This window comes from Faecalicatena sp. (genome assembly GCF_058819085.1).
In genome coordinates, this window is sequence record NZ_JBZUUL010000004.1 from 192,140 (window position 1) to 205,359 (window position 13,220).

Annotated in this window: 14 protein-coding genes; 6 read left to right on the forward strand and 8 right to left on the reverse strand. The window is 40.9% G+C overall.

The genetic code is table 11. From position 1 onward, the window contains the following. Positions 1-162: 162 nt before the first annotated feature. The 6 genes from AC4OGX_RS02965 to AC4OGX_RS02990 all read left to right on the forward strand — a co-directional run bounded on the left by AC4OGX_RS02965 (position 163) and on the right by AC4OGX_RS02990 (position 5,718). On the forward strand, positions 163-1,038 hold the full coding sequence (locus AC4OGX_RS02965) for a branched-chain amino acid ABC transporter permease (RefSeq protein WP_493328342.1): 876 nt from the start codon (positions 163-165) through the stop codon (positions 1,036-1,038). A gap of 5 nt (positions 1,039-1,043) precedes the next feature. After that, entirely contained in the window at positions 1,044-2,042 is a 999-nt protein-coding gene (locus AC4OGX_RS02970; RefSeq protein WP_493328343.1) for a branched-chain amino acid ABC transporter permease, read from the forward strand. A gap of 18 nt (positions 2,043-2,060) precedes the next feature. Beyond that, complete coding sequence (locus AC4OGX_RS02975) at positions 2,061-2,792, forward strand: ABC transporter ATP-binding protein (protein WP_493328344.1); 732 nt, start codon at positions 2,061-2,063, stop codon at positions 2,790-2,792. A gap of 1 nt (position 2,793) precedes the next feature. Continuing rightward, positions 2,794-3,513, forward strand: coding sequence for an ABC transporter ATP-binding protein (locus tag AC4OGX_RS02980; protein ID WP_493328346.1), 720 nt, complete (start codon positions 2,794-2,796; stop codon positions 3,511-3,513). A gap of 51 nt (positions 3,514-3,564) precedes the next feature. Then, complete coding sequence (locus tag AC4OGX_RS02985) at positions 3,565-4,863, forward strand: ABC transporter substrate-binding protein (RefSeq protein ID WP_493328348.1); 1,299 nt, start codon at positions 3,565-3,567, stop codon at positions 4,861-4,863. Positions 4,864-4,956: 93 nt separating this feature from the next. Continuing rightward, positions 4,957-5,718, forward strand: a complete 762-nt coding sequence (locus tag AC4OGX_RS02990) for a glucose 1-dehydrogenase (RefSeq protein ID WP_493328529.1) — start codon at positions 4,957-4,959, stop codon at positions 5,716-5,718. A gap of 40 nt (positions 5,719-5,758) precedes the next feature. Here the strand turns inward: AC4OGX_RS02990 and AC4OGX_RS02995 are convergent, their stop codons facing one another. The 8 genes from AC4OGX_RS02995 to AC4OGX_RS03030 form a co-directional block, all read right to left on the reverse strand. Continuing rightward, positions 5,759-7,984: an ATP-binding protein gene (locus AC4OGX_RS02995; RefSeq protein ID WP_493328349.1), complete on the reverse strand. Its 2,226-nt coding sequence runs from the start codon at positions 7,982-7,984 to the stop codon at positions 5,759-5,761. Positions 7,985-8,236: 252 nt separating this feature from the next. Beyond that, positions 8,237-8,434: a hypothetical protein gene (locus AC4OGX_RS03000; RefSeq protein WP_493328351.1), complete on the reverse strand. Its 198-nt coding sequence runs from the start codon at positions 8,432-8,434 to the stop codon at positions 8,237-8,239. Then, a complete protein-coding gene (locus tag AC4OGX_RS03005; protein WP_493328353.1) occupies positions 8,412-9,293 on the reverse strand; it encodes a hypothetical protein in 882 nt (293 codons plus the stop codon). Before AC4OGX_RS03005 ends, AC4OGX_RS03000 begins: the two co-directional genes overlap by 23 nt. A gap of 60 nt (positions 9,294-9,353) precedes the next feature. Continuing rightward, positions 9,354-9,959, reverse strand: coding sequence for a class I SAM-dependent methyltransferase (locus tag AC4OGX_RS03010; protein ID WP_493328354.1), 606 nt, complete (start codon positions 9,957-9,959; stop codon positions 9,354-9,356). 85 nt (positions 9,960-10,044) lie between these two features. After that, complete coding sequence (locus tag AC4OGX_RS03015; RefSeq protein ID WP_493328356.1) at positions 10,045-10,602, reverse strand: N-acetyltransferase; 558 nt, start codon at positions 10,600-10,602, stop codon at positions 10,045-10,047. Positions 10,603-10,880: 278 nt separating this feature from the next. Continuing rightward, positions 10,881-11,453, reverse strand: a complete 573-nt coding sequence (locus AC4OGX_RS03020) for a CatA-like O-acetyltransferase, family 3 (protein WP_493328357.1) — start codon at positions 11,451-11,453, stop codon at positions 10,881-10,883. A gap of 260 nt (positions 11,454-11,713) precedes the next feature. After that, positions 11,714-12,163 (reverse strand): HEAT-like fold family protein, encoded by a 450-nt coding sequence (locus tag AC4OGX_RS03025; protein ID WP_493328358.1) that lies wholly within the window; start codon positions 12,161-12,163, stop codon positions 11,714-11,716. A 31-nt stretch (positions 12,164-12,194) separates the two neighbouring features. Next, positions 12,195-12,737: a GNAT family N-acetyltransferase gene (locus AC4OGX_RS03030; RefSeq protein WP_493328359.1), complete on the reverse strand. Its 543-nt coding sequence runs from the start codon at positions 12,735-12,737 to the stop codon at positions 12,195-12,197. Positions 12,738-13,220: the final 483 nt, after the last annotated feature.

Below are 13,220 nucleotides of genomic sequence, written 5' to 3' on the forward strand. Positions count from 1 at the left end.
AACTGCTCAGATCGACAGATGTAAGAAAAGCTATGATATTACAAAAATTTATATTTTTTCAGGGAGGTGGTTTTAAAAACAGAATGACCAGATACAGCGAAACAATAGATGAAAGTACAGCCCAGTTATAAACACAAGAAATGAGAAGGAGGAAAAATAATAATGAATTTTAACGTTATTCTTCAGGCTGTCATCAACGGTATTATGATAGGCGGTATATACGCCCTTGTCGGCATGAGCCTGAATATGATTTTCGGTGTTATGAAAATCGTTAACTTCTGCCAAGGAGAATTGTTGATGGTCAGTATGTACATTACATATATGCTGAATGAATATTTTGGCATGGACCCCTTTGTGGCGATTCCGATCGTCGCACTTGCAATGTTTGTGATCGGAGGTTTTATACAGGTAACGTTGATCACACGTTCTATTAAGGAGGACGGAGACCAGAACGTTTTATTTCTCACCTGCTGTCTTGGTATCTTCCTCACCAACAGTGCCCTGATCCTGTTTAAATCCGACTACAGAACAGCTGACAGCATGTTCGCAAATCAGATCGTATCTATTGCCGGAATGAACATCAGCGTACCAAGACTGGTAGGATTCATAATTCTCTGCATCGCAACCGCACTTGTTTTCTTACTTTTAAAGTATACAAGATTAGGAAAGCAAATCAGAGCAACATCACAGAACTCAGTAGGTGCACAGGTTACCGGTATCAAAACTAAATTTGTTTATGCCTGCACTTATGGAATCGGCGCTGCAATTGCTGGTATTGCAGGTGCCTGCCTGATGTCATATTATTATGTATTCCCGGCAGTAGGCAACACATACGGAACAAGATCTTTCATCGTTGTTACAATGGGTGGTCTTGGAAGTACGATCGGTGCATGTCTGGGTGGTCTCGGCTTAGGTGTTATGGAAACAGTTGGCTCCACACTTGTAGGTTCAGCATTCAAGGACACACTTGTCTTTCTTGCATTTATACTGATACTAGTTATAAAAGAAAACTTGAATATCAAAAAGAAAAGGGGGTAAAAGAAATGAAAAGATTAAGCATTCGACATATATTAATAGCTTTATTAATCCTTATTTTGGCAATTATCCCCGCTTTCGTTACCACACCTTATATTTTGGGGATCTTTATAACTACATTTTACATCGGCTGCTGTACACTCGCATGGAGCATCCTGGGAGGTTTAACAGGACAGATTTCCCTGGGACACGCCGGATTCATGGGGCTGGGTTCTTACATATCAGCAATGCTTCTTAACAATGCAGGTATTTCACCATGGATCAGTATGATCATCTCCTTCTTTGTAGTGGGATTGGCTGCAGCACTGCTGCTTTCACCTTGTTTCGTCCTGTCAGGTGCATATTTCACTTTGGTGACCATCGCTTTTACAGAAGCCTTCCGTAATCTGTTTACAAACTGGGAATTTGCCGGAAGCGGACAAGGTCTCTTGATCCCAATGTCCCAGAACGGACTTGCAACCATGAGATGGATCTCCAAGATTCCATATTATTATATTGCCTTGATCATGGTCATTCTGTTCTTTATCATCCTTAAAACCATTGACCGCTCTAAATTGGGATACGCGCTCAAAACCATCAGGGAAGATGAAGACACCGCTCATGCCGTTGGTATCAGCTCCTTTAAATACAAATTCATTGCAACCTTTCTAAGTGCAGGATTGATTGCAGTCGTAGGCGTATTTTATGCAAGTTATGTAGGATATATTAATCCGGATCTTTTCAAAAACTCAAATGGTTTGAATTATGTAATGCCGGCTATTATCGGCGGTATCGGCAGCGTAGTTGGACCACTTCTGGGTGCCGGCATCCTCACACCGCTTTCCGAATGGCTGAATTCCGCGCTTTCATCTATAAGTGGTTTAAACCTGGTAGTATATGCAGCAATCGTTATCGTTGTCATCCTCTTCCGTCCTAACGGAATTATGGGATGGTTCAACCGCAGCAAACTGAAAGACAAAATAAATGACAAATTTGACAGCATTGATAAGAAGCTATTCAATCGATAAAAGTGGAGGTAATTAGTTATGGGAAATATACTGGAAATCCAGAATCTGACGAAAAACTTCCGGGGGTTGAAGGCAGTCAGTGACGTCTCCTTTACTGTTGAGGAGGGCGGGATCACTGGTATGATCGGCAGTAATGGTGCGGGTAAAACAACTGTATTCAATATGATCAGCGGGGTCCTTCTTCCCTCCGACGGAAAAATTATTTATAAGGGAAAAGATATTACAGGTACAAAGGCACACAAATATTCCGAAATGGGTATTGCGAGAACGTTCCAGATCATGAAGCCACTCCGCAATATGACAGTTTTAGACAATGTTATCTCCGGTGCAATGTTCGGAAGAAAAGACCTAAAAAACGCAAAACAAGCCAGAGAATATGCCGAAGAAATTCTCCAATTCACCGGAATGTATGAGAAAAAAGATTTATTTCCAATGGATATGGGTACACCTTTCAAGAAAAGACTTGAAGTAGCCAGGGCATTAGCAACAGACCCCGATCTTCTTTTGTTAGACGAAGTAATGGCTGGTTTGAATCCTACCGAAACAGATGAGGCTGTAGAATTATTCCGTAAGATCAATGAGCAAGGGACGACTATCCTTTTGATCGAGCATGTTATGAGGGCAGTTACAAGTTTATGCCAGAAGGTTGTCGTAATGCATCATGGCGAAAAAATTACCGAAGGCACACCGCAAGATGTCATGAACGACCCTTACGTTATTGAAATCTATCTTGGTAAGGAGGAACAGTAATATGGCAGAACGATACTTTCAAGTCGACAAAATAAATGTCAAGTATGGAGATATCCAGGTTTTATGGGATGTCAGCTTTGAGGCTGACAAAGGAGAGATTATTGCTCTGGTTGGAAGCAACGGTGCAGGAAAAAGTACTTCTGTAAAAGCCGCCGGAGGATTGGTAAAAATTCATTCAGGCTCGGTTAAATTTAACGGAACGGACCTCACCGGAGGAAACTGCAGAAAATTCATCGATCACGGCATAATCTTATGCCCGGAAGGCCGTCAGCTTTTTCCAAGTATGACTGTTTATGAAAATTTGGAAATGGGAGCCTGTACCAAAGCCTCTATCGCAAAAAAGAAAGAAACAATAGAAAAAATATATGATTGGTTTCCTAAATTAAAAGAACGAAGAAATCAGATGGCAGGAACGCTGTCCGGCGGAGAGCAGCAGATGGTTGCCTTCTCCCGTGGCATGATGGGGCTTCCAAAGCTATTTATGATGGATGAACCTTCACTCGGACTTGCACCTAACATTGTAGATGATATTTTTAGGATCGCAAAAAGAGTTGCAAAAGAAGAACAGCTGACCATTGTTGTAGTAGAACAGGATGTAAGAAAAGCTCTGAAGCTGGCAGACCGAGGATATGTATTGGAAAATGGCATCATCAACATTCAAGGAACATCTCAGGAGCTCATGGCAAACGAAGATGTTAAAAAAGCTTATCTCGGATTCTAAATCAAATGTACAAAAGCCCAGACGGCTTTTAATAAAGGAGGAGAAGGAAGTATGAAGAAAAAAGTTTTAGCATTACTTATGGCAACATGTATGTTAGGTGGTTTGCTCGCAGGCTGCGGCAGTTCATCAAAAGACAGCGGTTCCGACGGTTCAGGAGATAAAAAGTCCTCCGGCGGAGACAAAATCGTAATCGGCGCGATCTACCCTATGACCGGAGATTTAGCTGACTCCGGAAAAACTATGCAGCAGGGCATTGATATGGCCGTTGAGGAGATCAATAAAGAAGGGGGAATCAATGGTCAGGAAATCGAGGTTATTTATGGTGACTCACAAGGTGACTCTGCAACCGGTATGTCCGAAGCAGAACGACTGATCACCCAAAAAAATGTTGATATGCTGATCGGCTGCTATCAATCTGGTGTAACTGTTACTGTAGCACAAATCGCAGAGCAATATCAGATCCCTTTAATTACAGCCAATGCAACCTCCGATGCGCTGACATCGAACGGATATGAATACTTTTTCCGTCTGGCTCCTACAAACATGATGTTTGTACGTGATATGGTTCAATACATTGTTGATGAGAGTGCAAAAAATTCTTCTTTTGCCGGAAAATCAGTTGCTGTATTTGCAGATAACTCTGAGGTTGGACAGCAGACATGTGAATGGGCAAAATACTGGGCAAAAGAAAACAAGATTGATTACAAAGGGCAGATCACCTATACATCAGGTGCAGCAGATCTTTCATCCGAAGTACTTGAGCTTAAATCCATGAATCCAGATGTTGTAATTGCTGACTGCTACGTATCAGATGCCATTCTCTTTACAAATACTCTGAAAGAGCAGGGATACGAGCCGCCTATGATCATCTGTAAAGGAAATGGATTTACAGAAAGCGCATATATGGAATCTGTCGGTGCTTCCGCAAATGGAATTGTTGTTGCCACTGAGTTTGTTGTAGGAACAAAAGGCAAAGATATTTGCGATAAATACAAAGAAAAATATGGCGAGGATTTCAACGGCCACTCCGCAGAGGCTTATACAACTACATGTGTTCTGATCGATGCATTCAAAAATATCGCAGATAGAGGAGAAACAATTGACACAAAATCTATTCAGAAAGAATTAACAGATATTGAAATCGATCAAAAATTCTCCACTGGAAATGAAATCATTCTTCCATATGATAAGATTTCATTTGACGAGGACGAATTCAACGGAACACCTTATCTGAACCAGAACCTGAACGCTACCTTGACAGTAACACAGATCCAGAACGGTGTTTACGTTCCAATCTGGCCATATGATATTGCCCAGACAGAACTTCAGTATCCAGCTACATACAAATAATAATAAACCGTAACAACAAACCATATGTACGGAGGAGGTAACGTCAGATTTCCTCCTCCGTCCTTTTTATAACAGGAGGATACGATAATGGATATGAAACTTTTCAGCTTAGAAGGAAAAAAAGCAATCGTAACAGGTGGCGCAAGGGGGCTCTGTAACGGCATTGCACAGGCCTTCCATGATGCAGGCGCAGAAGTAGTTCTTTTAGATGTTCTGGACGAGGTTCATGAAGCGGCACGAAAAATGTCAGAAAACGCACCGGCAGTCTATGCAGTACAGGGAGATTTATCCGATACTGAACATTTGGAAAGTCTTTTTGATATCTGCAAAGAGAATTTAGGTGGCAGAGTAGATATCCTGCTAAACGGCGCAGGAATTCAATTTCGTGCCCCTGCAATAGAATTTCCCGAAGATCGCTGGAGAAAGATCATTGACATAAATCTTAATGCCGTTTTTTTTCTGTCACAAATAGCTGGACGCACTATGATTTCTCAGAATTATGGTAAAATCATCAATATCGCATCAATGTGCTCTTTCTTCGGAAGCGTTATGATCCCCGCCTACACCGCAAGCAAAGGAGCCGTAATGCAGTTAACTAAAGCATTATCAAACGAATGGGCTTCCCACGGCGTGAATGTAAACGCGATTGCACCTGGGTATATGGCAACAGAACTGACGGCTAATATGAAAAAGGTAAATCCACAGCAATATGAAGAAATCACCGGCCGTATTCCTGCAAATCGATGGGGTAACCCAGAAGACCTGCAGGGACTTGCTGTCTTCCTCGCTTCTGATGCCTCAAGCTATATCTCCGGAGCTACAATACCAGTGGATGGCGGGTATTTAGGAAAATAGAATATCTATCTCACTCTGTCATCCACTTAACAGGGGGATACTAGACAGTATCCCCCTGTTCCCTTTTGCAGCATGATGCCATAACTCTGAAAACTTCCTCCATATCCAACGGTTTAGGAAGATGTTCATTCATTCCTGCTTCTTTTGCTTTTTGCGCATCCTCAGAAAATGCATTTGCCGATACTGCAATGATAGGCACCGTCCCCGCATCTGTACGGTCCATGCTTCGGATAAGCCGGGTTGCCTCAAGCCCATCCATTACAGGCATCATCACATCCATAAGAATACAATCAAATGCTCCCTCCGGCGAATCCCTGAAAATCTCCACCGCACGTTTTCCATTTTCTGCATTCATCACAGTTACCCCTGCATCCTCCAGCATATACTGCGCAATCTCACGATTGATCTCATTATCTTCTACAAGAAGGACCCGCATCCCTGAGACATCCGCATGTATCTCTTCTACCTGCAAAGCCTTATCCGCTTCCTCGGCAGCCCGCTCTACCGGAAGCTGTACCGTAAATGTACTTCCTTCTCCCTGTATACTTCGTACAGAAATCGTACCGCCCATCTGTTCTACCAGATTCTTGGTAATCGCCATGCCAAGTCCTGTCCCCCTGTAAGAGGTCCTGGCATCATTCCGCTCCTGAGTAAACGGCTCAAAAAGGTGATTTTGAAACTCTTCGCTCATCCCAATACCATTATCTTCAATCGTAAAACGATAGGTAACACAATCTTCTTCATTCTGAACTTCCTCAGTGCGGACCAGAACCCGACCATCCGGACGGTTATATTTGATAGCATTACTTACAATATTAATCAGAACCTGCCTGATATGAAGCGGGCTTCCGTTTAAGGCTGTATGCGTCAGCCCAATCCGTCTTTCTGCCAGTTCGATCCCATGCTCTTCTGCTTGAGGGATCAGGATTCCCGCACAGCTGTCCAACACATCAAGAAGGTAAAACTGTTCCTTCGCAAAAACAAAAGCACCACTCTCAAGTTTACTAATATCCAGCACATCATTGATCAATGACAACAGATGCTCTGCAGAAGTCCTGATTTTTTCTCTGCACTCTTTCTGTCTGGCAGCATCCTCCGGGTTCTTCTCACTGATTGCAAGCATACCCAGGATTCCGTTGATTGGCGTACGAATGTCATGTGACATATGGGAAAGAAATTCTGTCTTGGCCATATTGGCCCTTTTCGCCTCAAGCAGCGCCTCCATAAGCGCCTTCTCCTGCTTCTGCCTTGTCACCATGATCTCTGTAATGTCCTGATGATATCCCTTCAGCCGAAATCCGGGTCTGCTGAACTTTTTGTCCTCAACGCCCCCGCAGCGGACATAGATCAGCCCCAGTTCAGGATGATTCCATGGATATTTGACCTCTGAGCGCCCCTGTTTTAGCATCTCTTCTACCGATTCCTGCACCATACCTACATAATCCGGCTCAATACGTTCAAACCAAGTTCTGTAGCATTCCTCCGGTGAGATGCCTTCTTCTGCCCCCAAAAGCATTCTCATCGTTTTATCTGCATACATCCTCGGCTCGTATCCCTCTTCGCATTCTATCGTCCAAAGCCCGGTCCTCGCGCCTTCCAGTGTCTCTTCTATATCATGCTGCGTTTCTTTTTTATATGCATCTTCCTTGCGCACCGCAAAATCCACATTACGAAAGCCAATGATTACGGAAAATTCTTCCGGCCGCCCCTTAGCCCTGGCAAAGAGAGCCTCGAAATTACACATTCCCTGAGAGTTCTCTTTCACTCTGTACCGAAACGTGAATCTACTGCTGCTCTCCAGTTCGTTCCTCACATGTTCTTTATCTACCATTGAGCGAAAATATTCCTGATCATCTTCTAAAACATAATGGGTCGTATAATATTCGAACGCAGAAGAGTAGTAAACCTCTGTTGCCACAATACTATCTCTGATCCCATCACGCATATTTTCATTGATCCGGTAAGTCTCATATAATTCCGTGTTCAGATCCGCCCTATAAACCGATATATAATCGGAACAAAGAGCACTTAATATATCGTTGTAATCTTTCTTCCCTGCAACATACGCTCCCACCTCAATGGATTTATTCATCTCCATAATGAGTGGTTCATACTCCTGCGAAAACTCTGCAGCATCCAAATAATGGACTGAATCTCCGGTAACATTCCGTTCATTTACCCCGCGGAGTCTGTCAGCAAGCTTCTTTAGTTCTTTTCCGGGAGCACTCTCCCCCTTTTCGTATACCCTCTGCTTTTTCTGATCCATTGCTTCCTCGCTATCATCCTTTGTGTATTCGACTTTGCACCTACTTGATCAACATATCATGAATCCTATTCACGGTCTTCATGCAGACATCACGTGAAGATAACACCCTTGTCTGCCTCACTGCTGTCATTATATCATATTGTCGGTAAAATAACTATCGTTATACATCATAAGGTTGGCATAAAAATCAAGTTCTGCCCTGCCAGCGGTAGCGGATACAGTATCAACCAGGGCGCCTAAATATCTTTCCCTTTACCCATGAGTGCCCCGTTTGAACTTTACACGATAGCCAACTGAAATAATAATATCAAGGTTATAGATTTCTACCGGCTTATCCGATTTAAGTTCTATCTCTACATAATGCTTGGATTTCAGTTTGGAAGACAATACGACCGTTTCAACGGTAGTATCTAATTCCCCCAAATTCTCATACCATTCCTTGTAACACATTTTTAAAGAACGTAGGCAACCCCTTGAGATTTCGTATATTGTCAAACATATCCTTTTCAGAATGAGCCGCTCTTAAAATTTTTCTCCGCCTCTCGATTCGTCCATTACTGATATAATAATTACAGGTCACAAAAGCTTTTCCATTTTGCAAAACAATTTCAAGCACATGTAAGATTTTTTCCAAATTTCTTGACAACATCTTGAAACAATCCACATAAAAAATATCTATTCTCCCTGCTATCACATCTCCTATTTCTTCTTTTAAATAATCATCAAACTCCAAACTATATCCGTCACAAATCACCATTTTGTATTTATTTTCACTAATTAATATTTCTGTGTCTTCTGATTTTTCTTCATATATTTTTTCGAATATGTCTTCCGTACCATTCGCTGCCGCCACCCGTTTTAACACATCCCATGCTAATGGATATTTTTTGCTTACCTCTCCGTAAATATCTACATATTCCATATTTTTTACTTCATTTTGTAAAGTTTCAATTTTACATTGTTTAAAATAGCGAATTGCGTCCATCGTTATATTTTTTATCTTTTCATCCGATAAAGGTTCTGGCATCTTAAACTGGTTACAGTTTACACTTGCCGCCACCTCGATCATGCTGTTTCGAATTGTTGCTACTACAAATCTCCTCACATCATCTTCTGCTATTGGTTCGTAAAACAATGCTTCTTCATCTGTTACAAATAAAACCGTTTTTCTAAAATCTCCCTGCTGCCATCTTGACAGAAGGGAACACATTCTGTTTTTAATGTCATCTAATATCAGTGTTCTATATCGGTATTTTATATTTTTTAACTGGTTAATTGATAAATCATATAAATATTCCTGTATCCCCATTTCCACTTTCTCCTATAGTATGTTCTGCATAACCGTATTGACCAAGCTGGAAAACGGCTTTCATTTTCTTGCTGAAAAAAATAATACCGTACCTGTTGTGTACGATTCCATGTCAGTAAATCCAGCTGATTCAAAAAATATTTGAAGTTCCTTCTGGCTATATACCTTTACATCACCTGTTTTTGTAAATGGGAACACCACCGTGTTGGCAATCCAGCGCACCATTGGAGAAAAAAATGGTTCGGCAATAAAAACCTTCCCGTTCTTCTTCAATACCCTCATACATTCTTTAGCGAAGATCTGGGGTGTTTCAAAGTGATGAAATGCACAGGACACCGTTATGACATCCATACTTTCGTTTTCAAACCCGAGTGGAGAGCAGGGACTCACAGCAAATGTACAGGCCGGGTATCTTTCTCTGGCGGAGGCGATCATATTTTCCGAAATATCTATGCCAAAGGCATTGACCCTCGCCTTTTGGGAAAGCGCTCCAAGCAGACTCCCATTGCCACAGGCAACATCCAGAATATTGTCTCCATCCTTGAGCACAGCCTTTTTGATGATTTCTTCTTTATGTGCTCTTGTGTATCTGCCCTCTGGAGCAGAATCATATTCCCATGCCATCTCATTATATACTTTTTGTGACTGTTCCGTCTTTTTCCCCACATTCAATCCTCCGAAATCCTATTTTCTGGTGAGTTTAGTTTACTACATTTAATATAAACCGATATTCTCATCGAAAATTATGGACTTATTTTATTATCCAATATCCATCATAAGCATATCCTGTCTTTCCTATCAGTAAATGCTCTGATTTCGTAAATCCTATCCTTTGTATTGCTTTAATTCTTTCAACTGCATAGGCTGGAACTTTAGTAATTATTCCATCACAATCTAACATCGCGGAGATATGAGGTGTTATTAGTGCCATCACATTGTACAATACATCTTCTTTTTCATAGTCGCTTCTTACATCAACTCTTAAAATTCCCATATGATTAAATTCATCTTCGGAAACTCGTAAGCATAGCTCGATTGTTCCGATTACGCCTGCTACTGTTTTATCAACAATAGAAAGTCTGACAAACCAGCCATTTTGATATGCCAAGTTCCAAAAGTCGAGGGCTTCTGTCATTCTTTCTTTTGTTTCATAGTAAAAAATATCTCCATCACAACTATCACTATTAAAAAACGGCAAAGCATTTTTGTCACTGTAAACTTTTAGCAAATCCTCACAATCCTCATAATTCACTAATCTTAATAAAAATTTCTCATTCTCTAATACAGGGCATGATTCATAAATGTTCACAATTTATCCTCCGCAAATTCTAAAGTTCATACTTATCGCTGACTCCCGCCACGCTCTTTCTAACAACAAGTATAACAAAAAGAGACTGGCACATCAACGAAAACCAAAACTTGTCCATATCCTCCGGCGGGATGCCGATCTATATCTAAAATGAATGGCAGTTTTATAGGCTCCTCCTTAAAATAGGCAAAAAGAAAGCACCTTCGAAGAGATGCTGTTCTATAATAGATTTCTTTTTTATAAATAAATTATTATAACATTCTGGAAGCAGGATTCCTCTAACCTTTCTGCTCATCGCAAAATGCGGATATCTCATCTTCCAGCAGTTTGAACACTTTTGCAACCAGATATCCATTCGCAATGGCATGATTCAGTCTCACACTGACAGGCATTAAAAACTGACCGTTTTCCTCACGATATTTTCCCCAGTTGACAATCGGCGCAAAAAACAGATGTCCGTCCGGAAGTTCAATATTCAGCGAATCATAAGACAGCCACGAAATATAGGATGTATCAAACCAATTAGGATGATTAACCATGTCAAGAAGATACTCCCGTGTTTCCTTCGCATTTTTTATATCCGTCACACACTTCTCATAGAAACTCTTGTAATTCTCGTCATAAACGGTATAAACAGGTGTACAGGTTTCCGTATCCTCATGAAAAATATACTGAGTAGGATTTATCTGCTCATAACAAATCAGTTCTTCCGTCTGCCAAAGGCATCCCATCCTGTAATCCTCTCTGGAATTAAGTACCTTTGGGAGAATATACAGAAAAATGATATAAAACTTCGTACCGGCAGCTTCTGATAACACTTTAATTTTTGTCACATTTATACGTGATGTCATAGAAGTGGAACATTTACAGTCCTCCGAAAAATGCCTGAATACACGCTCCGATTATACTTTTGCTTGTCTATTATTTTATAATTCGTGTTAATATCCGATATAGCCTTTTTTACTCCTCCAATTAAAATTCGTTAAGTTTATTGAGCGATATCGGCTAATGCAATGCACAGCCTCATAATTGTCACCCCCAGATGAATTTCATGTACTGAAATACTGCTGCTTCTAAATTTATCCAGTTATGCAGACTGGAATTTATGTTTTCATAATTTTTGTATTTCTTTCAATGCTTTTTGAATATCCTTATAAACTAAGGGCTGCATACTATCGCCATAAACAGATATATCTGCCTTATGAAGTGCGGAAAGAATATCATTTTTTAATTCTGGCTTATACTTTGCGATAACCGGAAGCAGCTTAATACATTGTCTTGCCGTGATAGGTTTAACATCCGTTATGTGTTTTAAATATTTATCAATAATTTCATCAATTTTATAATCTTTATCCCACTTTGCATTATAGGCAAGTAGTGTAAGCCCTCTTGTACGGATATAAGAATTATCGCTGTCAAGCATATCACTTAATCTATCCATATAGGGATAAACACAATCCGTTTCTTTACTTTCTCTTTGCAATTCCTGTAAAGCCTTATATGCAACATTATTATTTTTATCGAACAATAATTCAAATGTATCTGCTATATTAAGCAACACAATATTCTCCTTTACAGCTTGAAATTTGTTTCTATCTATTAGCTTCCCATTGTTCCCTTGTCATATAGTTTGTATGCCCGGTTCTTGTCTCACCCAAGAGTGGCAGAGGCACATCACTGCATGTATGATGATAAACAAATCCCACCTTCTCCTGCACCCTTTTTGATTTCGTATTTCCCTCATAATAGCCACACCATATGATATTCATACCAAGATCCTCAAAGCCGTGTCGCAGCAGCTCTCTGGCTGCTTCCGGAATCAGCCCCTGTCCCCAGAAATCCTCACCTATCCAGTAGCCAAGCTCACACTCATCATCTTTATCCGTCATATCCGTGCTGCCATTCAGTTTCAGTTCGACAGCGCCAATCGCCCGGTTGTCTGATTTCAAACAGACAGCATAACACTCTTTCCCATTAAAAACATTCTGTATCACATCCCGGCTTTCCTCAATATTCTTATGCGGCGGCCACCCTGCAATCGGTCCAATTGCCGGATTTTTTGCATATTCATATAAACTCTCTGCATCCGTTTCTTTCCATGGGCGCAGGAGTAATCGGTCTGTACTCAGTATCATATTCAAGCCTCCTAACTGACTCAGGTTATCTTTTTCTCAATATACCACAATATGTACTATATTAAAACACCAGAAGCCCGCTTTTGCCGCGGATTATCCCTCTGGCTAAAAAGTATGGGGTTGCCAATGTGTACAAATTTCCCGGTAAAACCAATCTCCAACTGCGTATTGAACTCACATGGCATTACCCTATCTTCACTTCCACGGAACTTATCCATATCTATTTTCATAAAAACACAACTACTTTTCCGCCAAATAATTCCGCACTCGCACATAGAATCAAGGTTTCCGCACCAGCAACACGGCGGTCTCCACATGCGGTGAGACTGTGAAAAAGATTCCCAAAAGGCGCAGTTTGACCTTAGCGGAGCATTATAATTCCTGCAAAAGTGACTTCCTTACTCCTTTTCAAAACCTTAACCTTGTCCTGCTTTAGATTATATTATAGAATTTAAGACTTTGGGACGCTTACGCATCACTTGA

Excerpts from the sequence above, each read along its gene's own strand:
- AC4OGX_RS02985 (WP_493328348.1), top strand. The coding sequence starts at position 3,565 with ATGAAGAAAAAAGTTTTAGCATTACTTATGGCAACATGTATGTTAGGT.
- AC4OGX_RS03005 (WP_493328353.1), bottom strand. The coding sequence starts at position 9,293 with ATGGGGATACAGGAATATTTATATGATTTATCAATTAACCAGTTAAAA.
- AC4OGX_RS02970 (WP_493328343.1), top strand. The coding sequence starts at position 1,044 with ATGAAAAGATTAAGCATTCGACATATATTAATAGCTTTATTAATCCTT.
- AC4OGX_RS02995 (WP_493328349.1), bottom strand. The coding sequence starts at position 7,984 with ATGGATCAGAAAAAGCAGAGGGTATACGAAAAGGGGGAGAGTGCTCCC.
- AC4OGX_RS02965 (WP_493328342.1), top strand. The coding sequence starts at position 163 with ATGAATTTTAACGTTATTCTTCAGGCTGTCATCAACGGTATTATGATA.
- AC4OGX_RS02980 (WP_493328346.1), top strand. The coding sequence starts at position 2,794 with ATGGCAGAACGATACTTTCAAGTCGACAAAATAAATGTCAAGTATGGA.
- AC4OGX_RS02990 (WP_493328529.1), top strand. The coding sequence starts at position 4,957 with ATGAAACTTTTCAGCTTAGAAGGAAAAAAAGCAATCGTAACAGGTGGC.
- AC4OGX_RS03030 (WP_493328359.1), bottom strand. The coding sequence starts at position 12,737 with ATGATACTGAGTACAGACCGATTACTCCTGCGCCCATGGAAAGAAACG.
- AC4OGX_RS03000 (WP_493328351.1), bottom strand. The coding sequence starts at position 8,434 with ATGTGTTACAAGGAATGGTATGAGAATTTGGGGGAATTAGATACTACC.
- AC4OGX_RS02975 (WP_493328344.1), top strand. The coding sequence starts at position 2,061 with ATGGGAAATATACTGGAAATCCAGAATCTGACGAAAAACTTCCGGGGG.
- AC4OGX_RS03020 (WP_493328357.1), bottom strand. The coding sequence starts at position 11,453 with ATGACATCACGTATAAATGTGACAAAAATTAAAGTGTTATCAGAAGCT.